The organism is Mogibacterium timidum ATCC 33093 (assembly GCF_000525775.1).
In the GTDB taxonomy this organism is placed as follows: Bacteria; Bacillota; Clostridia; order Peptostreptococcales; family Anaerovoracaceae; genus Mogibacterium; species Mogibacterium timidum.
Genome location: NZ_JALU01000018.1, coordinates 114440 through 138423, shown reverse-complemented (window position 1 = coordinate 138423; position 23984 = coordinate 114440). Strand labels below are relative to the sequence as shown.

The following is a 23984-nucleotide window of genomic DNA, read 5'->3' as shown; positions in this document are numbered from 1 at the left end:
CTATAGGGCTCGAACCTATGACCCTCTGCTTGTAAGGCAGATGCTCTCCCAGCTGAGCTAAGCGTCCATAATATTTGTTTGTCGCACTAGAGTTTATGAACTCAAATCTCCAATTTTGTGCCTACAATTTCACTCAACTGCGTTACTTATACTAGCACAGCTATTCTGTGCTGTCAATCACAATTTTTGATTTTCTCGCCCCCTCATCTACAAGGTTACATACACCGGATGTAACCTCTGTGATGGCAGATATAATTTCCTCTCTATGAGCTTTATCGCCACTTATTTCCAAAGTGACTTTATCAGTGTACTCTATTTTATCAATCTTGAAAAGCCCTGATTTTGAAAATTTTTCAATTTGTGACAAATGATTATACGGAATCTCATATTTTAACGAAACTGATTCTCTAACCTCACAGAGCTTAGCCTCGTTAAGAGCTAACCTGACTGCCGCTGTGTATGCGCGCATCAAGCCACCAGTACCGAGTTTTATTCCGCCAAAGTATCTTGTAACCACAATAACAAGATTGGTTAAACCGCTATCCACAATCATGCGAAGAACCGGTGCGCCGGCAGTCCCCTGTGGCTCACCATCTTCGCTCGACCATTGCATCTCTTGTTTATTTCCAATGACCAGCACCGGTACATTGTGCGTAGCATCCTTGTATTTTAACTTTACTGAGGATATATAAGCCTTTGCCTCATCGTAGGTCTCGACAGGAAAAATATGTGCTATAAAGCGAGATTTTTGAATTGAATATTCTGCTTCGGCTTCCCGATATACAGTTTCATATAATTTCATTTATAGTATGTACTTGTCAACATCAACTTCCTTGACAGTCTCCTTGAATTTGTTTCTTACAAGTTCCCTGTCAATCATAACCTTATCTATGGAATCATCAGGCAACTCAAAGGATATATCCTCCAGCAGCTTTTCCAGGATGGTATATAATCTGCGGGCACCGATGTTTTCGGTCTGTTCATTCATCAAATAAGCCATTTCAGCAATCTCATCAATCGAATCGTCAGTAAATTCAACCTCAACACCTTCTGTTTCAAGAAGCGCCTTCTGTTGTTTTGTGACTGCATTTTCAGTTGCCGTCAATATCTGCTTAAAATCATCTTTATCGAGATTCTTCAACTCTACACTTATAGGAAATCTCCCCTGAAGCTCCGGAATCAAATCCGAAGGTTTTGACACGTGAAAAGCACCCGCTCCGATAAAGAGCATATGATCGGTTTTAACCGGACCGTGCTTAGTGTTGACGACACTTCCTTCAACAATCGGTAGAATATCTCTCTGTACTCCCTCTCGAGAAACATCGGCTCCCGAGGCCATAGAACTGCCTGAAGCAATTTTATCAATCTCATCTATAAAGATTATTCCATTCTGCTCTGCATTCTCTATGGCATCGTCAACAACCTGATCCATATCAATCAGATTCTGTGCTTCCTGCTCACGCAAAACTTTTCTTGCTTCTCTAACTGTTAATTTTTTGTGCTTGGTTTTCTTAGGCAGCATGTCGCCGAAGATATTACCGATTGCAATTCCCACACCTTCATTTTGCATGTCCAGCTGATTAGTTTTAGGGGTGTCGTCAACCTCTATATCGATCAACTGATCTTCCAATTTGCCCTCTCTGAGATGTACTTGAACCTGCTCTTTTGCCATAGCTACATCTTCAGGAATAGGTGTACTTTGCTTATCGTTAGCCTGCTGCTCTTCGTACTGCTTCTTCTGGCTTGGATAGTTCGAATTATTCAAAAAGAAGTCGAACGGATTAGGGCCATTTACATTCTTTGCGTTGTCATCGGATTCTCCGGGAACTTCTCCGGGAATTAGTGCATTAATAATTTTCTCTTCAACAATTTCATCTGCTAAATCATATTTTTCATTAATTCTCTGCTGCTTGGTAATCCTGATTGATGCTTCTACTAAATCTCTAACCATAGAATCAACGTCGCGTCCGACATATCCTACTTCAGTAAACTTCGTAGCTTCAACCTTAACAAAAGGGGCTTCCATAATCTTGGCAAGACGTCTGGCAATTTCTGTCTTTCCAACACCGGTTGGTCCCATCATCAGTATGTTTTTAGGTGTGATTTCCTCACGCATAGCATCACTGAGCTGGCTTCTTCTATACCTGTTACGAAGTGCAATCGCAACAGATTTCTTAGCTTCTGATTGTCCGATAATATACTTATCCAACTCTGCCACAATTTGCTTAGGAGTCATTATCTTAAGGTTCTGTTTCATTTTAACCCCCTATAGCTTTTCTACTGAAATATTATCATTTGTATATACGCAAATCGAGGAAGCGATTTCGAGTGATTTACGCACGATGCTTTCTGCGTCCAAATCTGTATTGTCAAAAAGTGCTGAAGCCGCAGAATATGCATAATTACCACCTGAACCGATAGCTACCACATCCTTGTCGGGTTCAATTACTTCACCATTTCCGGAAATCACAAGCATGTCATCCGTATCTACAACAATCATCAACGCTTCTAGACTTCGTGTAGCCTTATCATTTCTCCAAAACTGCGCCAAATCAACTGCAGCACGCTTTAAATTTCCGTCGTGCTCCTGCAGCTTGTTCTCGAATTTATCAGTAAGAGAAAAAGCATCAGCAACCGAACCTGCAAAGCCGGTAAGGACTTTACCCTTAAATATCTTTTTTACTTTTTTCGCACCGTTTTTCATGATGGTTGTCTCACCCATTGTAACTTGTCCATCTCCCCCTATGCATATATCGCCATTAGGTCTTTTAACGGCACATATGGTTGTTGCATGAAATTGTATCATTCTAACCTCCAGTTTTGTCTATATCTATTGTTCCTGATCAAAGTGCACATAATCACACTTATCGTTAGAACATTTTATTTTTTTCTTTTTACCTTTTCCTTCTATGAGCATTGAGCCGCATTTTGGGCACAACTCTCCGGTTGGTCTATCCCAGAACGAAATATCACAATCCGGATATCCGCTGCAACCATAGAAAAGTTTTCCCCCGCGTCTGGTTCTCTTCTCGACAATCGGCTTACCGCATTTTGGGCATTTTACACCAATTTCCTTGATGATCGGTTTTGTATTTTTGCATTCCGGATAGCCGGTACATGCCAGGAACTTACCAAACCTGCTTTCCTTTATCGCCATAGGTCTTCCGCATAGTTCGCAAACCTGATCACTAAGAACTGTTTCTTGCTCAATTTTTTCAACTTCCTCCTGAGCAATTTTTAGTTCTTTGCTAAAGGGCCCGTAAAAATCCCTAATAACACTTCTCCATGCCTCGTTTTGCAGCTCCACCTGATCGAGATGATTTTCAAGCTCTCCGGTAAATTCGACATCGACTATGTCTCCAAAATACTGAGATAATATTCCTGTCACATCAAAGCCTAATTGAGTAGGAACTAAGTTCTTTTTTTCCCTGGTAACATACCGCCTGCCGGTAAGAGTCGTAATTATAGCCGCATATGTACTTGGACGTCCAATATTTTTTTCTTCCATCTCTTTAACTAATCCCGCTTCGGTATATCTGGCCGGAGGCTGTGTGAACTTCTGCTCCTTCAAAATAGAGTCACAAGATAGCACTTCTCCATCGCCAAGTTCGGGAATGGATATATCCTTCTCACTGGATACCGGATATACCTTTCTCCAGCCATCAAAGACAAGTCTGGAGCCGGTTGCTCTAAACTCATAATCGTTATTATCTATGGAAACAGAAACTGTATCAAACTCAGCCGGAGACATTTGGGAGGCAACAAAGCGATTCCATATTAAATTATAGAGTTTAAACTGGTCAGGTGTCAGCGAGTCACGTATATCTTCCGGTTCTAGTGTCACATCTGCCGGTCTTATCGCTTCGTGAGCATCCTGAATATCTTTATTCTTATTTGAGAAAGAATTATTGTGGCTGTATTCAGCCCCAAAATGAGCAGTTATGTATTCAGCCACAGATTCCTTGGCAACCGAGGATACTCTAACTGAATCAGTACGCAGATACGTAATCAGGCCTCGAGTGCCGATGCCCTTAACATCAATGCCCTCATACAACTGCTGGGCAATCTGCATCGTCTTTTTGGTCTGAAACCCCAGTTTAATCGATGCATCCTGCTGCAAGGAGCTCGTTGTAAACGGAGCATAAGGTTTTGGCTTTCTCTTGCCGTATTTGACACTCTTCACAATGAATTTTCCGGCTAAAAGCTGCTTCTCCACTTCATCAGCTTCTTCACCGGTATTAATTCTGATATCCTTACCCTTAAACTTGCTCAAGCCTGCGATAAAGTTATCACCAAAGTCAGCAGCTATTGTCCAATATTCCTCAGGTATGAATGAATTGATTTCACGCTCTCTGTCGCAAATCATCTTAAGTGCCGCAGACTGAACACGACCTGCTGACAGCCCTCTTTTCACCTTCTGCCAAAGCAAAGGGCTTATCTGATATCCGACAAGCCTATCGAGTATACGTCTTGCCTGCTGAGCATCAACCAGTCCCATCTCTATTGGTCTAGGAGCTTTAATCGCCTCCTTAACAGCCTCCTTGTTAATCTCGTTGAATACAATTCTGCAATTGCTCGTAGGATCGATGTCAAGTAAAAACGCTAAGTGCCAAGATATTGCTTCTCCCTCGCGATCGGGATCAGTTGCCAGAAGCACGCGCGATGCAGCGGCAGCGGCTTTCTTAAGTTCTTTAATCTTGTCACCCTTCCCCCTTATATTAATGTAATCAGGCTCAAAATCATCACTGAGGTCAATTCCAAGTCTGCTTTTTGGCAGGTCTCTAACATGTCCAACTGATGCCAACACGTTATAGGACGAGCCGAGATATTTGCCAATTACTTTGGCTTTTGAAGGTGACTCAACTATAAGCAGAGTACGCTTTCTAGTTGTACGCTTTTTTGTTTTGGTCGTGCTTTTCTTCTGCGTTGATGTTTCGATTGCTGTTCTAGGCATTAATTTACCCCTTACTCATTATTGCAGGTATATAACTTTCCTCTATACGATTAAATATTAGAGTTCATGATAAACCCTGTTTTTTTATTTTGCAAGAAATACTTTGCCGCCATACGTAATTATAGCACCTTTAATCTCGAGCACTGTTAGTATAGCACTGACTTTTCCTGCGTTTATGTTGAGATTGTGTGCAACGAAATCGATAGTGCAGCCGTTACATTTTCGAATAACATCGTATACTCTCAGCTCATCACCTCCTAAGCTTTTTTCTTCAATCTTTGTTGGAACATGCTCGTATCCTGCAATATCAGCCGCAATCTCCCCAACGCTGATCATTGGGATTGCACCGTCTTTGATAAGCTTATTAGTTCCCACACTAAATTGACTATTTATATTGCCCGGAACAGCATAAACGGTCTTACCTTGCTCGTTTGCGTATTCAGCAGTAAGGAGCGATCCGCTATTTAATCCCGCCTCAACGACCACTACTGCTTCTGCTAGACCGCTTATAATCCTGTTTCTCTGTGGAAATGTAAACTTTGAACCGGAAGTTCCCGGTGGATATTCAGATACTATGACACCTCGTTTCTTGATTGCTTTGTATAGCCAGGCATTTCTGACCGGATAAATTATATCAATACCGGTACCAAGAACAGCTATTGCTTCACCTCCGACCGAAACTGTCCCTTCATGTGAAAAGCTGTCAATTCCGTATGCTAATCCTGAGATAACAGGAATTTTTGCTAATGCGAGTTCTTTCCCGATCATCTGAGATACTATCTTGCCGTATAAAGTGTATTTTCTGGAACCGATTACTGCAACCGATCGTTTCTTCAGTAGCTGCACATTTCCAATGCAATAAAGACGTTCAGGGGGGTTACGTATCATACGCAGATTGTCCGGATAATAATCTGAATCAATATCTATTATCTTAATTTTGTCATCCATTGAATGTTCATCACCTTCCATTCTCAAAATCACTGCTTCTATAGCGTAGCGCCTCAGCCAAATGATCTACGGTTACGCTTTCCGACTGTCCTATGTCCGCAATAGTCCTTGCTACCTTTAACGTCCTAATATAACTCCTTGGAGAAAGCTTTAATTTGTTATATGCATTTTCCAGAAATACTTTTTCATTCCTCCCGAGGCGGCACGCATCACGAATACGGCTGTCACTGATATTTCCGCACTTGTCACCTCGTCCATTCATCATCGAAAAGCTTTTAGCAGAACTAACCATCCCACGCATTTCAACGGTAGAAAGATTTCCGGCAGATTGCAAATTAACCGCTTCAAGATCAGAATATGTCACTTCGTGCATGTTGAGTTGAATATCAATCCGATCTAACATAGGACCGCTGAGTTTCCTTCTGTATCTCGCAATTTCAGCCATAGTACAAGTGCACTCTTTGGATTCAGAACCCAGAAATCCACATGGGCAAGGATTTGCCGACATAACAACCAATGCGTCGCAAGGAAACTCGTATGTCGCACCTTGCCGAGAAATAGTTATAGTGTGCTCTTCCAACGGTTGTCGAAGCGATTCAATCAGCGAGGTATCAAATTCACACAGTTCATCAAGAAACAGCACTCCGTTGTGGGAAAGAGACAGCTCTCCGGGTACAGGTTGCATCCCACCGCCAAGTAGCGCAGCACGTGTTACAGTATGATGTGGTGACCTAAAAGGTCGATGGGACAGCATTCTTTGACCCTTATTGAGCTTACCTGCCACTGAATGTACCACTGTTGATTCTAGAAGCTGTTCTTTAGACAGCTCCGGAAGTATCCCCGGCAGTCTCTTGGCCAGCATAGTCTTACCGCAACCGGGCGGACCGATCATAAGCATCGGATGATATCCTGCTGCTGCAATCACAAGAGCTCGTTTTGCGTATTCTTGTCCACGAATTTCGTTGTAATCCGGCATGCGAGACCATTTGAGGTTATCAGTTTCCAGTCGTGACTTCTGAATATTGCTTTCAGTTATCTGATTGTTAATCGAGGCAATGGTTTCTTCCAAGCTTTCAACTCCTATAATCGCAACGTCTCCTACCATGGATGCTTCGACGGTGTTTTGCTTAGGCAATATGATTCTTTTTATACCTGCCTTTTTTAAGGAGAGTACAATCGGTAATACTCCATCAATCGGCATAACTTTGCCATTTAATGAGAGTTCTCCGATCAACGCATACTCTCTTGCTTTGATATCATTCACAACCATCTGACTTGCCAATACGCCAATAGCAATCGGCAGGTCCAGGTGACTGCCTTTCTTGCTCAAATTTGCCGGAGACAGGTTGACCGTTATATGTCCATGCGGAAACGCATATCCTGACTGAATGATCGATGCTTTAATCCTTTCTCTGGACTCAACAACAGATTTTGATGCAAGTCCGACAATATTGAAATTAGGAAGTCCATTGGTAATGCACGTTTCAATATTTACAACCCTACCGTCTATCCCTATGATAACTCCACTTTTTATGTTCGAAAGCATGTTCACCTCTAGAAGCAATCGGTATTGAATCTTGTCTCAATCTCGAAGACATCGAAACTAACGTTGTAGCTATTAAACTCCTTATGTTCGGATAAGAAAATATTGGCAACATTCCTGATATGCCTGATTTTAGATCCGGATATTGATTGAGCCGGGTAACCATAAGTACTTCCGGTTCTTGTCTTAACTTCGATAAAGCTGATAATTCTTGATTTTATTTCAATTGCAATTATATCAATTTCACCAAGTTTACATCTATAATTTCTATCAATGACATCATATCCATACTGTTTCAATATCGCCGATGCCATGTCTTCCCCTATATTCCCTATAGCTCTGTTATAATTCATAACTCACCTTCCGACGACCATCTGTGAATACACCTGTAAGGTATTTGTATCATGAAATAGCCGACGAATCATTATGCTTGCATAAAAAGTGCATATAGAGCCGGAAATAGTGAGCTCCCGGTCTATATGCATGTTTTGTGTTTAAGTAATTTGCATTAAAAATGATTAAAAACCGTTACACATCTTCACCGAAGCAGAACTTCAGTATCGCCTTCCCGACCCCGCCATTAATGTTGGTGTCGGTAACATAATCTGCATGTGCCTTTACAATATCCCATGCGTTCTCCATAGCGACGCCAACGCCGGCAAGCTCTATCATCGGAATGTCGTTAGCTGCATCTCCGCAGCAAAGCAAATCGGATCTGTCTATCGATAGAATCCTAAGCAGCTCAGAAATAGCCTTGCTCTTGCCGGATCCTACGCCTCCAATCTCGATATTGTTTGGAACAGATGACGTGATATTGGCATCATCGAACTCATTTACAATTATGCGAGTAGCTTCAAGCTTATCCTTGTCTTCGAAGAAAATATTTATATTTTCAATTTCTTCTGAATTTGCAAGCATAAATTCAAAGATGTCATCCAAAGGATTCCTTGTTTTGAGCACATACTCCCGTCTTCTGTGCACGCTACCTCTTACATCTATGTCGTGATATAGCGTCGCATCGATGTAAGCCCTTCCACCGTGAAAGGCTTCTAACCGGAGATCTCTTTCCCTAGCTAAATCAACTACACGCCCTATTACTTTAGGATCAATGTAGCTTGTATACACATCATTGTCCAGCTGCAAATCACGCACATGTGCCCCGTTTGAAGAGATAATGTATCGAAGACCACGGATATTCATGATATCATCAGGCACAGCGCTTATAACGCGGCCTGTTGCTATTACAACATTAACCCCGCAAGCAATTGCGCGTTCAATTGCAACCTTGTTCAAATCCGGCAAGCAGCCATTGGTACCCAGGGTCGTCCCGTCGAGATCAAGTCCTATAATTTTAATTCCCATCTATACCTCTTATACCTTATACCTCTAAATTAACTCTGAAAAAATTACCAAATAATATATACTCACGAATTGTCTACAGCCAATTGCAAATAATCTAAGGTTGAATTATAATGCACTATTGAACTATCGGAAACTGTATATATAATTGTTTATTATATATTGAAAAGCTTGGATTATCTATATTTTATAATTATTAGACAGGAAGGCAATAAATGAAAATTGCAATTATTGGCGCTGGTAAGCTTGGAATCAGGCTTACTGAAGCTCTGTTGGATGGCGATTATGACATAACGGTTGTTGATAACAACGAGAAAAAGCTCGACATTCTTTCACAACAGTTTGATGTATTTACCGTTCTGGGAGACGCTAAGACTATCGAACTTCTCAACAGGATTGACGTGAAAACATTCGACTTTCTTATCGCTACCACTACTTCTGACGATACAAATATTCTCGCTGCTTCTTTTGCCAAGATTCTCGGCTGCAAGAGAGTTATCGCCAGAGTGCGTGAACCCGAACACATGAATCAGCATGATTTCCTCAGGGAGCACTATAACATTGACATGCTCATCAATCCTGACCTGTTAATAACTTCGGAAATCTACAGGTATCTGGTTGAAAAATACACCTTGAGTAACGGAATTTTCACATCGAGAAGCATTGCTCTGATTGAATTTGAGGCTGACAAAAAGCAACAGCTGATCGGGAAGTCACTGATTGAATTCCGAACAATCATGCCGGATATGATGATGGTCGGCATATCTCGCAAGGGCAAAATGATAATCCCTCATGGAAGTACCGTTATAGAAGCTCATGACCTGCTCTACCTCATCGGCGAAAAAGAAAATGTCTTCGAGCTTGCAAGCCGCGTTCACACCAAAATACATCGTTCTTCCGTCCAAAAGGTAATGATTATCGGCGGCGGAAAAACCGGATACTATCTTGCCGACAGACTTTCGGAATACGGCGCATTCGTCAAGCTCATCGAAAGAGACAAGGAACGTTGCCATTATTTGGCTAATCGACTTGAGAATGTAATGATTCTTCACGGAGATGGTTCCAACGTAGGACTCCTCACCGAAGAAGACATGGATGAAATGGATGCATTCGTAACTGCAACCGGTTATGACGAAGAGAACCTGCTATTAGCTCTCATGGCAAAGACTCACGGCATAGAGGATGTTATCTCAAAGGTAAGCCACGATAGCTATACGGAGTTGATTTCCAAGCTAGGAATCGATGTCGTACTCAATCCCCTGGACATAAGTGCTACAACTGTTCTCAGGCTGATCAGGGGCGCCAAAAAGGTTATCTCATCTGTCCTTCTGCAGGGTCAGGCAGAGCTTATGGAGGTGTATGCTCAGGAAGGTATGAGTATGATAAATGTTTCGCTTAAGGATTTGAAGCTGCCGGATTATATAATCATAGCAGCTATACACCGCGGAATGGAAACTATCATCCCTGACGGTAATACGAGGATAAAACCGGGTGATCGTGTGACCATCGTCTGCATGATCTCCAACATCGGATATGTGGAAAAGTTGTTTAAGCCCAATATCAGGCTAAATATTCTTAAGTAAGTGCCATGTGTAAAAGAGTTATCAATATCATCGGGAAATTACACTTTATAATCGGAGGTAGCATGATGCTACCTCTATTCGTTGCGTTTATTTACAAAGAATATTCCTCAGCGGTTGCGTTCACAATTGCTCTCGCTATATCAATAGCTCTCGGCATCGTTGCTTCTGGCGTATTTGGACGGGATACACATTCTGAATCGTTAAGATACACCGACAGTTACTTTATCGTTACATACGCATGGATTATGTCGTCTATCCTTGCTGCAATTCCATTTGTCATTCAGGGATCCATTCCAAATATCATCGACGCTTTTTTCGAAATGTGCTCAGGCTTCTCAACTACTGGCGCAACGATACTGACAAATGTCGAAGCACTTCCAAAATCCCTGCTGTTCTGGCGTTCGGAAACCCAGTGGCTTGGAGGCATGGGAATTATAGTATTGATGGTTGCGCTTGTACCTAATCTAGGGGTAAAGGCGCAAAACGTAGCAAGTGCCGAAACACCGGGACCTACGGTTACAAAGCTTACTTCCAGATTTTCGGACACAGCACGAAGCCTCTACATCGCCTATTTCCTTCTCACGATAGCACTTACCACCCTGTTGCTTTTAGGAGGAATGAATTTATATGATGCAGTTGCCCACGCATTTGCTACGATGGCAACCGGAGGCTTCTCAACATATAACGATAGTATTGCACACTTCCACAGCTACTACATTACGTGGGTTATAACGGTATTCATGATAATCGCCGGCACTAACTTTAACCTGTTCTTCACTATGATATTCGACAAGATCAAAACTGCGCTTGCCGATGAAGAGCTCAGGTTGTATGGATGTATACTGGCTGTATCTGTGACACTGATTAGCATAAGTCTCATGATGCAGGGCGGCTACAGTCAGATATCAAAAACGGTTACTGATGCGGCATTCCAAGTTTCGACGATGATATCTACTACGGGATACGCAACCAGAAACTTCAATCTCTGGCCGGCATTTTGTAAGATGGTGCTGATCATGGTTATGTTTACAGGCGCAATGAGTTCATCGACTGCAGGTGGAATTAAGCTTATCCGAGTGCTATCTATTTTTAAAATGATCAAGCGTGAGGTTCGTGTCAGATTGCATGATAATGTCATCGATGATGTAAAATACAACGGCACCAAGATTTCAGGCGAAGTGATGATGTATATGGTATCTTTTATCATCACATACTTCTTCACTCTGGCTGCAGCCACGATGCTGATTTCACTCAGATCTAATGCAGATTTGCTTACCGATTTTACGGCTGTTTTATCATGTGTAAGTAATGTAGGACCCGGACTTGCACAGGTCGGACCAATAGAAAACTTCCATTTCTATAATGATTTTGCGACATTTATTCTGGCTCTCGTAATGATAATCGGAAGACTGGAGCTGAGCACATTTCTTATAATGTTCTCGCGTCACTATTGGAACAGAAATCGCGTATAGATATACGTATAGATCATATAAGTATAGTAAGATTAAGAACAGGTTACAGTTACAGCAGAGGCACAGATGATTAACAAAGAAAAGAAATTCGTCCTTCACATGATATTCGCATCAATGATGATATTCGGAGCATTCATTGTTCCGGCTGTCTTACTGTGCGTCAGATATCATGATTATGACGAATTTATAAACATAGGAGCAATTTGCGTTACAACATTAGCTATCGGATATGTTGGTCAAAAGGTTTTCTATTATGATGTGACTCGCATGAATTCTAGAATATGCTTCATGACAACAATTTTTACATGGCTCACTATGGTATTTATCACCGCTATTCCGTTCTACCTCAGCAGACTCAATCTATCGATTATTGACTCTCTGTTTGAATCCATGGCCTCGTGGACTACTACAGGTGTCTCGCTTGTTGACGCGGAAGCAATGCCGATCGGCTTACAGATGCTGCGCGCATCGTGCAATTGGATGGGGGGATTAGGAATTATTGTTTTGGCTCTTAATTTCCTGCCAACGTGGCATTTTGTAGGTAGAACACTTGTACTTACTGAGATTGCAGGTCCGGGATTTCTTAAGAGCAACACGACATTTAGAAAAACTTATCGTAGAGCTCTCGTGATTTATATAACTCTCACCGCTCTGCAGTTTTGTTGCCTACACATTGCAGGTCTAAATCTCAGTGATTCGCTGATTACATCCCTCAGCAATATCAGCACGTCGGGACTTGTCAATTTAAATAATGGAAATATAATTGGCTATAATCTAGCGATTAAGGTAATAATTTCAATGTTTGCGTTTCTGGGTTCAATTAACTTCTCTGTTTTGCTTCTCATATCTATGAGAAGATTTAGAGATATCGCAAAAGGACCGGAACTCAAGCTCCACACTGTACGAATCCTGGTTACTTCAATCATTATTACTTGCATCCTCTTCTTCACATACAACAGAGGAATGTATGTGTTCAAAGATTTTTGCACGACTTTAATGCAGGTAATATCATATTTCTCAACTGCCGGTTACAAAATTACGAATACTGGCAGTTGGCCTGCATCATCGGTGGCGATTATACTTATGCAAATGTTCATCGGAGCATGTGCTATATCTTCCGGTGGAGGTATTAAGGGCGCTCGCGTAATAATAGCCTTCAAGACATCCACAAGCACGCTTTATCACCATATCCACAAGAATGCAATAAGACCGGTGAAGTACGCCGGAGTTCCACTCCAGCTCAACACACTGCTGCGCTGCAACCTTTATATTGTAATATTTATAGTAACCTATCTGCTTGGAGCACTGGCACTATCTATTAACCTTGATCTCAGAACTTCACTAAATACCTCGATTGCTATGCTCACCAACACAGGTTCATATATTGGTCAAACTGCAACCCCGGGTGTACTGGATAACTACACGTCGGCATCCAAGATCACCATGATGTTCTTGATGCTTGCCGGAAGGCTTGAAATTTACCCAGTGTTGCTGATATTCTTCAAAGGCTTCTGGAAGAATGATACTGATATCAGATAATATCAAAATCTATATATCCGTCTTCAGGCACTACCTCGGACACCTTGATTCTGACAGGTTGTCCGAGTGTTATTGTCTTGCCGCTTACCTCTCCCACAGCAGTATAAGTCTTCTCATCAACGATATAATATTCATCTAGCGAGTCAAAGCTGACAAAGCCTTCAACGGTGTTAGGCAGTTCTACATAGATGCCATGAGCCCTTACCCCGCTGACAATTCCATCGAATTCTTCACCAAGATGCCCCTGCATGTAGAGAATATGATAATATTTCGTAATTTTACGCTCAAGCTCCATTGAATTGCGCTCTGTTTCCGAAATATACTTGCACACATCATCAAGCGCATTCATATAATGACCTTTAACACCTATATATTTGCCTTTATGTATCTGATCTTTGATAGCTCTGTGGACAAGCAAATCCGCATATCTTCTAATAGGGGATGTGAAATGACAGTAGTATTTGAAGGCTAAGCCGTAATGCCCCAAACACTCTGTTGAATAATTAGCTTTCTGCATCGTCCGAATCATCACTCTGCTTACCAGAGGCTCTTCCGGCTTTCCGGCAATGGCGCGCAGCACGTTGCTCAACTCTTTTGTTTTAATAGAATCAGACTTGCCATTTATTGTAATCCCCAATCCAGATAAAAAACTTCTTAGCTCTTGCATTTTAAGCGCATCAGGCTTTTGATGTACGCGATATACAAACGGTACCTTTGCCCAGAAATAATGCTCTGCGACAGTTTTATTAGCTACAAGCATGAATTCCTCAATCATCCGATTGGCAACCCTTCGCTCATAAAGTTTGATGTCAGTCGGTTTTCCATCTTCGTCAAGAATAATCTTAGACTCCGGTAAATCAAAATCTATACTGCCGTCTCTCTTACGTCGCTTGTTCAAAACCTTAAACAGCTCTAATGCGTCGAGAAGCATCGGATAAATATCGCTATATCTTTCAACAAGTGCACTATCACGATACTCAAGAATATCTGAGATATCATCATATATGAGTCTATAATCAGATCTTATGATTGACTCATCTATATCATAGCTTGTCACGTGACCGTCTTCATCGATCTCCATTGAAGCTGTGAGAGTCAACCTATTCACTCCCGGATTCAAGCTGCACTCACCATTTGAAAGCCTTTCAGGAAGCATAGGAATTACCCTATCGGGCAAATACACGCTATTGCCGCGAGACAGAGCTTCCATATCAAGAATTGTTCCTTCGCGTACATACTCAGCAACATCGGCTATGTGCACTAATAACATAAAATTTCCGTTTTCAAGCTTAGATACTGAAATTGCGTCATCGAAATCACTTGAATCTGCACCATCGATGGTTATCGTCTTGATGCTGCGATAATCCTGCCTATAAGAAGTGGGAGCAATTTTAACACCATTAGCAACAGCTTCAGCCTCATTTATTACCTTATCTGAGAAGTAGGGGTTTATACCATAATCGGCAATATGACTTAACACAAATTCATCTTCATCACCGGCTTCGGCAACTATCGATTTTACTTTACCTTCAGCCATGTAGCCTGCCTTAGGATACTTGATAATTTTGGCTTGAACAACATCGCCAATTTGTGCTGCCCCAATATTTTTTTTTGAAATTGATATCGCATCATCGTTAGAGCTAATCGGCTCAATCAATAACAGACCACGTTCCATAATAAGGTGTCCAACGACAACCTGACAGCTGCGCTCTATAATCTTGATAATTTTCCCTTCAAATGCTCCTCGCTTTCTGAAGTTTTCATGCGCCTTGACTCTCACAAAATCACCATTCATCGCCCCGTTCATATCACGGCCGGCGACAAAAATGTCATCACCATCTTCCGGGCACACAAAACCGAAGCCACGCTTATTCTTGACCAGCCTGCCTTCTAATATTGTTGCATTTCTATTGTGTTGTCGTGGTTTTCTAATTTTTCGTTTTCTAGACATTATACCCCTACATTCAAATACAAAAATAAGGCCGACATAAGCCGGCCTAAATAATCAAACGATCATTATTCTTCTGTTGCTTCCACTTCAGACTCTTCCTCATCACCGAGTAAAGCCTTAATGCTCAAGCTGATTCTCTTTCTATCTACGTCGATCTCCATAATCTTAGCAGTGATTATCTTCCCGAGCTCGAGTTCATCAGAAACATTCTCAACTCTTCTGTTAGCAATCTCAGAGATGTGAACCAGCCCATCAAGACCGGCCTCAAGCTCAACAAAAGCACCGTAGTCCTTAATCTGAACTACCTTGCCCTCAATAACCTGACCAACCTCGTACTTCGAGCCGACAAGGGACCAAGGTTCAGGTTGAGTCTGCTTAAGTCCAAGAGAAATCTTTCCTTTCTCCTCGTTAAGAGCAAGAATCTTAACATTGATGATATCTCCGATGTTAAGAACCTCCTTAGGGTGCTTCAGCTTACCCCAAGAAATCTCAGAAATATGAAGAAGACCGTCAACTCCACCAATGTCTACGAAAGCACCGTAGTCAGTGAATCTCATAACCTTACCCTCAACGATATCGCCAACATTCAGGTTTGCCCAAATCTCCGCAATCTGCTTGCGCTTTTCATCAACTAGTACAGCCTTTCTTGAGAAAACTGCTCTATTACGCTTGTTGTCAACCTTGATGACCTCAACATCTACTGTTTGTCCCAGGAATTCATCAGCATTTTCAACATATCTGTCCGATAGCTGAGATAGAGGAATAAATCCCGATATCTCCTTATACGCAGCAATAACTCCGCTATTTACGGACTTGACCAACTTAACAGAGATAATCTCCTTGTTAGCCTGTGCTGCAGCAAGTTCCTTGAAGTTCTCGTTCATCTCGAGTCTCTTCTTGGACAGAAGAATTCCACCTTCGCCATCATCGGACTTCATTACCTTAGCCTGGATCTCATCTCCCTCTTTGAATAAGTCAACTAGAGTCTGTCCAGGCTCTAGAGTAACCTCACTCTTCTGAAGGATTCCGTCCTTCTTGCATCCGATATTAACGATTACCTCATTATCCATTACCTGATGCACAGTTCCATCAACAATTTCTCCAGGTCTTGGTAGACGCAAAGAATTCTCAATGTCATCCATAAAATCCAACATAGGATTATGATCAACATTAGCTGTGACATTTTCGCTCATACTAGCAATAACCTCCTTAATAATCCATTCGGGTGTCGAGGCACCCGCAGTTATCCCTATTTTATTATAATTGTGTAATTCTTTCAACTCTAAATCTGAAATATCCTGGATAAACATTGCGTTTTTACAATTATTATTTGCTATTTCATATAATTTTTTTGAATTTGAACTGCTTGGGTCGCCAATAACCACCATACAATCGACTTTCGCCGCAAGTTCTGCACAGCTTTCCTGTCTATCCCTTGTAGCGTTACATATCGTATTCTTTATCTCATATGGAATCGCAGCTTCATCAAACACCTCAATTATCGAATCCAGCAGTTCTCTTCGAATAGTAGTCTGGCATACTACAAGCGGAATTTGATTTACACAGCAATTCTTTGCATAATCACGAGCTTCTTGAGCATTTCCCAATATAATGGCTGTGTAATTACACCAACCGTTAGTTGCTTTCACCTCCTGATGATCAGCGCTTCCAACTATTATCACCGGCCTACAGTCTAAATAGGCTTTATAAACAAGTTCATGAATCTTCTTTACGAATACGCAGGTAGTATCTACGAGCTCTATCCCGTAATTTTCCGCCTTGTCGTAAAATTCCTTCGGTTCACCATGCGAACGCACTATAACAACGTCACCCGATGTCGCCTCATCAAGCGATGAAATCATACATACGCCCTTAGAAGCTACTTTGTTGATGACAGCTTTGTTATGGATCAGATTGCCGCACGTATAAGTTGTGCGGCAATCCCTTTTCGCTTCGTCTATTCGTTCAAAGGTCTTGTCAATGGCTTTCTGCACGCCGAAACAAAACCCTGAATGTTCAGCTCTTATAATCTCCAACTGTCCCCCTAATCCGCAAGGCCTAAAAGCACTTTACTCCCGGAAACTTAGCCCCCTTACCAAGCTTATCTTCGATTCTTAACAGCTGGTTATATTTTGCAACTCTATCAGTACGAGCAGGGGCTCCGGTTTTAATCTGCAAAGCATTCACAGCAACCACAAGGTCTGCAATAGTCGTATCCTCAGTCTCTCCGGATCTGTGGGAAACGATCGCATTATATCCATTCTTCTTAGCAAGAGCGATTGCCTCCAGCGTTTCAGAGATACTTCCAATCTGGTTAAGCTTAATAAGAATTGCATTGGCACAACCAAGCTCGATACCCTTTGCAAGCTTCTCAGGGTTAGTAACAAAAAGATCATCCCCGACAATCTGAATCTTGTCACCGAGGTTCTCTGTCATGAGCTTCCAGCCATCCCAATCATCTTCGTCCATTCCATCCTCTATAGATGCAATCGGATATTTGTCGCAAAGCTCAGCCCAGTTCTGAACAAGCTCAGCAGCAGTGAACTCTCTTCCTGACTTTGGCATCTTGTAGAATCCTGTCTTGTCAGTCTTCCAACCACTAGCTGCGGCGTCAATTGCAATTACAAAATCCTTTCCGGGCTCGTATCCGCTGTTCTTAACTGCTGCAATTATGTAATCTAAGACTTCAAATTCATCTTTTAAATCAGGTGCATAGCCACCCTCATCTCCAATTCCTACAGAGTATCCTGCATTCTTGAGATCTTTTCCAAGCTGATGATAAACCTCTGCACACCATCTGAGGCACTCCTTAAAAGAAGGAGCTCCAACAGGCATAATCATAAATTCCTGCACGTCTACAGTGTTGGATGCATGCTCTCCTCCATTTAGAATATTCATCATAGGAACCGGAAGGGTATTCCCATTAAGTCCCCCGAAGAATCTAAAAAGAGGAATCCCGAGAGACTCCGCAGCAGCCTTTGAGCAGGCGAGAGAAACAGCGAGTATAGCGTTGGCGCCAAGATTGCTCTTGCCCTTAGTTCCATCTGCGTCAAGCATAAGCTTCTCGATAGCATATATATCCTGCGCATCCTGTCCAACAAGAAGATTGCTGATTTCTTTGTTTACGTGATCAACAGCCTTAGTTACACCTTTACCGCCATATCTCGATTTATCAGCATCGCGGAGCTCAAGCGCTTCGTAAATACCTGTAGATGCTCCACTGGGAGTATCTCCCACAGCTACTGTCCCATCAGCTAACCACACCTCAGCCTCCACAGTCGGATTACCCCTGGAATCTAAAATCTCTCTACCAATTACCTTAGTGATTACAGTTGACATATCATACCCTCCGTTAAATTAATATACAAATCTCAAAGCTATAGCTTTGATGCAGCGCGACTTACGAATAACAATTATGCGTATATTATTGAAGCTTGTTTGCCGCCTTTGCAATCTCCAAGAACGAGTCGACCTCAAGGCTTGCACCTCCGATCAAGCCGCCGTTAATATCCGGTTTTGCCAGGAGTTCAGGAGCATTTGACGGCTTCATGCTTCCACCGTACTGGATAATCAAAGTCTCTGCAGTTTCTGCTCCGTACATACCTTCTACCATCCCTCTTATAAAACCGCACATCTCTTCAGCCTGTTCCGGCGACGCTGTTTTACCGGTACCTATCGCCCAAATCGGCTCATAGGCAATAACAATATCGGAAACCTCCGCTGCTGAAAGCCCATCAAGATCTTCAGCAATTTGGCCACTTACAAACAGCATAGCGTTTCCTGCTTCCCTAATCTCAAGGCTCTCTCCGACGCAGAGAATTGGGGTTATGCCCGCATTTATCAATGCCTTAACCTTAAGATTAACCCTGCTGTCAGTTTCACCAAAATACTCTCGCCTCTCTGAGTGACCGACTACACACATATCGACACCAAGCTCCCTGAGCATAGGCACGGATATCTCTCCTGTAAATGCCCCGCTCTTCTCATAATGAACGTTTTGAGCACCAACCCTAATACCTGTTTCGGAAAGCTCTTTCTTAAGCGTCTCAAGCTGCGTAAACGGAGCTATAATCACGAGCTGTTCAGGGTGCTCGATATATTCCTCCTTAAGCTGTACAGCAAACGCTTTTGCCTCCGCTATGGATTTATTCATCTTCCAGTTGCCGGCTATCAAATATTTCTTCATAAAATTCTCCTACCTTATTTGTCACTGAGGCATGCGATACCGGGAAGCTCCTTACCCTCCAAGAACTCTAAGCTGGCTCCCCCGCCTGTAGAGATATGAGTCATTTTGTCTGCCAATCCAAAGGAGGTTACTGCGGCTGCCGAATCTCCGCCTCCGATGATTGTTGTCGCATCAATAGACGCCAAACATTCAGCAACAGCTCTGGTTCCTCCGGCAAATGCAGACATCTCAAACACTCCCATAGGCCCGTTCCAAACAACTGTCTTGACCTTTGCAAGCTCTGCACAGTAAAGCTTCACTGACTCCGGTCCTATATCCATTCCCATCATATCGTCCGGAATCTTATCTACCTTAAATATTCCGTGCTCAGCAGCATTGTCGAAGGTTTTGGCAGCAACTACATCTATCGGAAGCAGTAGCTTGACCCCCTTTTCAGCAGCTTCTGATTTTATCCTGCCTACCAGTTCATATCCTTCTTCGTCGAAAATCGACTTGCCTATATTATACCCCTCAGCTTTGAGGAATGTATATGCCATTCCTCCTCCGATGAAAAGCAGGTCAACTTTGTCGATAAGGTGTAGAATTACCGGAATCTTATCCTTAACCTTTGCTCCTCCCATTATCGCTGCAAGAGGTCTCTTCGGAGACTCAATTGCGCTGCCGAGAAACTTAAGCTCCTTCTCGATTAGAAATCCGGATACGGCCGGAATATAATCAGTAATTCCGGTAGTTGACGCATGTGCACGATGCGCGGTTCCAAAGGCATCCTGTACAAATACGTCACCAAGTGCCGCCAGAGCTCTGGCAAATTCCGGATCATTTTTTGTCTCTTCGCTCCTATATCTTACATTCTCCAGCAATGCAACATCAGAAGCAGCTAAGCTGCTGACTGCCTCATAAACACTGCCGTCAACTACCGAATCTGATGGGATAAAGCTAACAGCCGTTCCCAGCTTTTCTCCAAGTCTTTCAGCTACAGGAGCTAGCGAGAATTCCGGCTTAGGCTCTCCCTTAGGTCTGCCTAAATGGGATAGCAACACAACCTTTGCACCATTTTCACGCAGATAGTCGATGGTTGGAAGCGCAGCAACTATCCGAGTCTCGTCGCTGATTTTTCCATCAACGAAAGGAACGTTAAAATCGCACCTAACCACAGCTGTTTTACCAGCCCAATCTATATCCCTAACTGTCTTTTTCATAGCATGTACCTCGCTTGTACAAAATAAACGATATGCCGCGCAATATGCACGGCATTATCTGATTGAGATGTCTCCGATTATTTGTTATCAACATTGCTCATGTGCTGAATCAACCTCAGCAGCTGAACACTGTATCCGAATTCATTGTCATAGAATGTTATGAATTTAAAGAACTTGTCGTTGAGCTCAATTCCCTCTCTTGCATCGTATATACAGGTGCAAGGATCACCGATAAAATCGCATGACACAACCTCGTCATCAACATATTCGATGATGCCTTTAAATTCATTCTCGGAAGCTTCCTTTACCTTTGCACAAATCTCCTCGTATTTTGCGGAATTCTTTAATATCAGATTGAGGTCGATTACGGAAACGTTAGCGGTAGGAACGCGATATGCTTTTCCTGTCAGTTTACCTTCCAGCTCCGGAATTACAAGTGATACAGCCTTTGCAGCGCCTGTCGTTGTCGGGATGATGTTGTTAAACACCGATCTTCCCGTCCTCCAATCCTTCATCGACCTTGCATCGACAACCTTCTGCTTAGCAGTTGCAGCGTGAATTGTCGACATAAGCCCCTGTTCAATACCCCAGTTATCATTGATTACTTTACAAAGTGGCGCAAGGCAGTTGGTGGTGCAGGAAGCGTTTGAAACCACATCAAACCTGCTATCATAATCCTCATGATTAACACCGAAAACATATGTAGGTGTAGCCTTGTCCTTCGCAGGGGCAGAAATAATAACTTTTTTAGCGCCGGCGTCGAGGTGTGCCTGGGCCTTATCTGTTGTGTTATATGCACCGGTACCCTCGACAATGTACTCAGCGCCGCACTCGCCCCACGGAATATTTTTAGCATCATCTTCGCTAAATACCGGAATATTCTTGCCGTTAACCACGATTCCGTCATCATACTTTTCGATAACTCCAGGGAACCTACCAAAGGTCGAATCGTACTTCAGCATATAGACGATATAATCTAGATCGGAGTTACGCCAGTTAATACCTACAATCTCGATATCGTCCATATCAAGTGCTGCTCTCATGACGACTCTCGAAATTCTTCCGAATCCGCTAATACCGACTTTAATCATTTTTTCCTCCTTAACATTCGAAAAAGATAGCCATTGCTTTTTTAATGAATAGTACTATAGAAGCTCCGGGAATCCGTTTTGACGGAGAGCTTCAAACAAAACGATGTTGACTGAATTAGCGAGGTTGAGTGACCTCAGTCTCGTATTCTCACTCATAGGAATCCTTACGGCTGAATCCCGATTCTCACTTATAAGCTCCTGTGGAAGGCCGGCGGTCTCTCTTCCAAATAAGAACATATCGCCATCCTTATACTTGACATCCGTATAGATGCGATCGCCATGAGTAGTTGAGAGAAACATCCTGGCGTTAGGGAATTCGCCTAAAAATGCCATAAGACTATCATGAACAACTACATCGACGTACTTCCAGTAGTCGAGTCCTGCCCTTCTCACAGATTTCTCATCTATACTAAAGCCAAGCGGCTTCACTAAATGAAGGGTTGTGTTGGTAGCCGCGCAGGTCCTCGCAATATTGCCAGTATTCTGCGGTATCTCCGGCTCGACTAAAACAATATGGAATGACAATATAAACTCCTCTAAACTAATATACATCAACAAAAATATAATATCAGTTAAACATTGTATTTTCAATGATGCATTTATAAAATCGAGACGTCAATGTCTATTTATGTAATTGAGACGTCAACACGCTCAAGTTGCAATTTTCGGAGCCTTACGTAGTCTCATAAATATTAAACAGAGTATTAAATTATTTTTGATTATATTTACACTTATCCGCTATACAGCAGCTTTCACATTTTGGTTTTCTAGCCGTGCAACAACGCCTGCCGTGGAATATAAAAACATGGTGCATATGCGACCAGCGATGTTTCGGAATAATCTCCATAAGAGATCGTTCCGTCTTTAAAACATCATCCTCATCAACCAGCCCAATCCTGTTGGTAACTCGGAATACGTGCGTGTCGACAGCAATATGTTGCTCTCCAAAACCGACAGAAAGCACTACGTTAGCAGTCTTGCGGCCGACGCCAGGGAGCTTTTGAAGCTCTGTAAAATCCTGTGGTACAACACCGTCATACTCGGAACATAGCAGTTTACCGATGCCCACAAGATTCTTCGCCTTATTCTTGTATAACCCCAGCTTTTTGATTATGTCCTCTACGTCATTTATGTCAGCAGCTGACAGGTCAGCAGGTTCATGATATGTACTAAACAGCTCAGGGGTCACTGTATTCACACTGGCATCAGTCGTTTGAGCTGATAAAACAACAGCCAGAAGCAAATGGAATATAGAGTCATGGTGAAGCGCACATCCTGCATCCGGATATTCAGCTTCCAGTGTGTCGAGGACTTCATTTATCTCATCTGAATTCTTAAAATATTTTATTGGTTTAATCTTCTTCATTTAATTAATTTATCCTATATATTGATTGATTGACTTTTTGTATGCTCTCACTATAATTGTATACTGATAGTACAAATGCATAGATTGTATACTTGTACGATATCGGTACTAATCTCAGGAGGTAAGTAATAATGATGACAAACCCAGGAATCGAAAGCAACCAGCCGCTATCCAACACGCTTTTTGTACAGATACAAAAAGATATATTAAGCGGCAAGCTGCCGGCAAACTCCAAGCTGACGGAACAGGCCGTTTGCAAGCAGTACGATGTCAGCAGGACTCCGGTTCGTGAAGCCTTTAGACAGCTGGAGTCGGATGGTCTAATCGAGAACATCCCTAACCGCGGTGCATACGTAATCGGCCTTAGCAGTCGCGATATATCTGATCTGTTTGACCTGCGCAGAACCTTTGAAGTCAAGGCTGTCGAATGGGCAATCGAGCGTATGGACGACAGTGAAATTGATACTCTGCGCGAGAATATCGAATTCATGGAATTCTACACTCTCAAGGCCGATGTCGAAAAGGTGCTGCAGTTCAATTCCGCATTTCACAACATCATCTATAAAGGTACCAAGAATCGCATGCTGTACCAGACGTTGTCGTTATATCAGACATATCTCAAGCATTCAGCACCTGCAAAAACTTTTAACGACGGTTACCTCAGAATTATTCTCGATGAACACAAGGCTATATTCGAGGCATTCGAAACCAAGAACCCTGCTGCAGGCAAAAAGGCCATGGACTATCATATGCAGCAAAGCAAGCTCCGCAGAATGTCTCACCTCTTCTAGGT

20 protein-coding genes are annotated in these 23984 nt (G+C 42.5%); 4 read left to right on the top strand and 16 right to left on the bottom strand.

The annotated features are described in order from the left end of the window. Window positions 1-160: 160 nt before the first annotated feature. The 8 genes from HMPREF0581_RS05410 to HMPREF0581_RS05375 form a co-directional block, all read right to left on the bottom strand. The gene (locus HMPREF0581_RS05410; protein ID WP_036381041.1) at window positions 161-802 is read right to left on the bottom strand and encodes a YigZ family protein; all 642 of its coding nucleotides are present in this window, start codon (window positions 800-802) and stop codon (window positions 161-163) included. Further along, window positions 803-2257, bottom strand: a complete 1455-nt coding sequence (hslU, locus tag HMPREF0581_RS05405) for an ATP-dependent protease ATPase subunit HslU (RefSeq protein ID WP_036381038.1) — start codon at window positions 2255-2257, stop codon at window positions 803-805. Window positions 2258-2266: 9 nt separating this feature from the next. Next, window positions 2267-2806, bottom strand: coding sequence for an ATP-dependent protease subunit HslV (hslV, locus tag HMPREF0581_RS05400; protein WP_036381036.1), 540 nt, complete (start codon window positions 2804-2806; stop codon window positions 2267-2269). A gap of 24 nt (window positions 2807-2830) precedes the next feature. After that, entirely contained in the window at window positions 2831-4954 is a 2124-nt protein-coding gene (gene topA, locus HMPREF0581_RS05395) for a type I DNA topoisomerase (protein ID WP_242835199.1), read from the bottom strand. An 84-nt stretch (window positions 4955-5038) separates the two neighbouring features. Then, window positions 5039-5902, bottom strand: a complete 864-nt coding sequence (dprA, locus tag HMPREF0581_RS05390) for a DNA-processing protein DprA (protein WP_169731147.1) — start codon at window positions 5900-5902, stop codon at window positions 5039-5041. Between the two features lie 10 nt (window positions 5903-5912). Further along, window positions 5913-7448: a YifB family Mg chelatase-like AAA ATPase gene (locus HMPREF0581_RS05385; RefSeq protein ID WP_009644718.1), complete on the bottom strand. Its 1536-nt coding sequence runs from the start codon at window positions 7446-7448 to the stop codon at window positions 5913-5915. An 8-nt stretch (window positions 7449-7456) separates the two neighbouring features. Continuing rightward, window positions 7457-7798 carry a YraN family protein gene (locus HMPREF0581_RS05380; RefSeq protein ID WP_009644659.1) on the bottom strand — a complete coding sequence of 114 codons (342 nt, stop codon included), beginning with the start codon at window positions 7796-7798 and terminating at the stop codon, window positions 7457-7459. Between the two features lie 175 nt (window positions 7799-7973). Next, window positions 7974-8807 (bottom strand): Cof-type HAD-IIB family hydrolase, encoded by an 834-nt coding sequence (locus tag HMPREF0581_RS05375; RefSeq protein WP_009644591.1) that lies wholly within the window; start codon window positions 8805-8807, stop codon window positions 7974-7976. 212 nt (window positions 8808-9019) lie between these two features. On the opposite strand from HMPREF0581_RS05375, the gene trkA reads away from it, so the two are divergent. The 3 genes from trkA to HMPREF0581_RS05360 all read left to right on the top strand — a co-directional run bounded on the left by trkA (window position 9020) and on the right by HMPREF0581_RS05360 (window position 13398). Further along, window positions 9020-10387, top strand: coding sequence for a Trk system potassium transporter TrkA (trkA, locus tag HMPREF0581_RS05370; protein WP_009644853.1), 1368 nt, complete (start codon window positions 9020-9022; stop codon window positions 10385-10387). A 62-nt stretch (window positions 10388-10449) separates the two neighbouring features. Next, complete coding sequence (locus HMPREF0581_RS05365) at window positions 10450-11859, top strand: TrkH family potassium uptake protein (protein ID WP_009644607.1); 1410 nt, start codon at window positions 10450-10452, stop codon at window positions 11857-11859. A gap of 66 nt (window positions 11860-11925) precedes the next feature. Beyond that, complete coding sequence (locus HMPREF0581_RS05360) at window positions 11926-13398, top strand: TrkH family potassium uptake protein (RefSeq protein ID WP_009644802.1); 1473 nt, start codon at window positions 11926-11928, stop codon at window positions 13396-13398. Here HMPREF0581_RS05360 and rnr read toward each other — a convergent pair. The 8 genes from rnr to nth form a co-directional block, all read right to left on the bottom strand. Next, window positions 13391-15349: a ribonuclease R gene (rnr, locus tag HMPREF0581_RS05355; protein ID WP_051426947.1), complete on the bottom strand. Its 1959-nt coding sequence runs from the start codon at window positions 15347-15349 to the stop codon at window positions 13391-13393. The two genes, HMPREF0581_RS05360 and rnr, sit on opposite strands and share 8 nt — an antisense overlap. 65 nt (window positions 15350-15414) lie before the next feature. Next, window positions 15415-17385: a bifunctional 4-hydroxy-3-methylbut-2-enyl diphosphate reductase/30S ribosomal protein S1 gene (locus HMPREF0581_RS05350; protein ID WP_036381030.1), complete on the bottom strand. Its 1971-nt coding sequence runs from the start codon at window positions 17383-17385 to the stop codon at window positions 15415-15417. Between the two features lie 22 nt (window positions 17386-17407). After that, window positions 17408-18688, bottom strand: coding sequence for a phosphopyruvate hydratase (eno, locus tag HMPREF0581_RS05345; RefSeq protein ID WP_036381027.1), 1281 nt, complete (start codon window positions 18686-18688; stop codon window positions 17408-17410). Between the two features lie 85 nt (window positions 18689-18773). Further along, on the bottom strand, window positions 18774-19535 hold the full coding sequence (tpiA, locus tag HMPREF0581_RS05340) for a triose-phosphate isomerase (RefSeq protein WP_036381025.1): 762 nt from the start codon (window positions 19533-19535) through the stop codon (window positions 18774-18776). Between the two features lie 14 nt (window positions 19536-19549). Then, window positions 19550-20734 carry a phosphoglycerate kinase gene (locus HMPREF0581_RS05335; protein ID WP_036381022.1) on the bottom strand — a complete coding sequence of 395 codons (1185 nt, stop codon included), beginning with the start codon at window positions 20732-20734 and terminating at the stop codon, window positions 19550-19552. A gap of 77 nt (window positions 20735-20811) precedes the next feature. Beyond that, window positions 20812-21825 (bottom strand): type I glyceraldehyde-3-phosphate dehydrogenase, encoded by a 1014-nt coding sequence (gap, locus tag HMPREF0581_RS05330; protein ID WP_009644849.1) that lies wholly within the window; start codon window positions 21823-21825, stop codon window positions 20812-20814. 54 nt (window positions 21826-21879) lie between these two features. Beyond that, window positions 21880-22350: a tRNA (uridine(34)/cytosine(34)/5-carboxymethylaminomethyluridine(34)-2'-O)-methyltransferase TrmL gene (gene trmL / locus HMPREF0581_RS05325; protein WP_036381020.1), complete on the bottom strand. Its 471-nt coding sequence runs from the start codon at window positions 22348-22350 to the stop codon at window positions 21880-21882. A 184-nt stretch (window positions 22351-22534) separates the two neighbouring features. Further along, complete coding sequence (gene nth, locus HMPREF0581_RS05320) at window positions 22535-23191, bottom strand: endonuclease III (RefSeq protein WP_009644605.1); 657 nt, start codon at window positions 23189-23191, stop codon at window positions 22535-22537. A 131-nt stretch (window positions 23192-23322) separates the two neighbouring features. On the opposite strand from nth, the gene HMPREF0581_RS05315 reads away from it, so the two are divergent. Then, the gene (locus HMPREF0581_RS05315) at window positions 23323-23982 is read left to right on the top strand and encodes a GntR family transcriptional regulator (protein ID WP_036381017.1); all 660 of its coding nucleotides are present in this window, start codon (window positions 23323-23325) and stop codon (window positions 23980-23982) included. Window positions 23983-23984 lie beyond the last annotated feature (2 nt).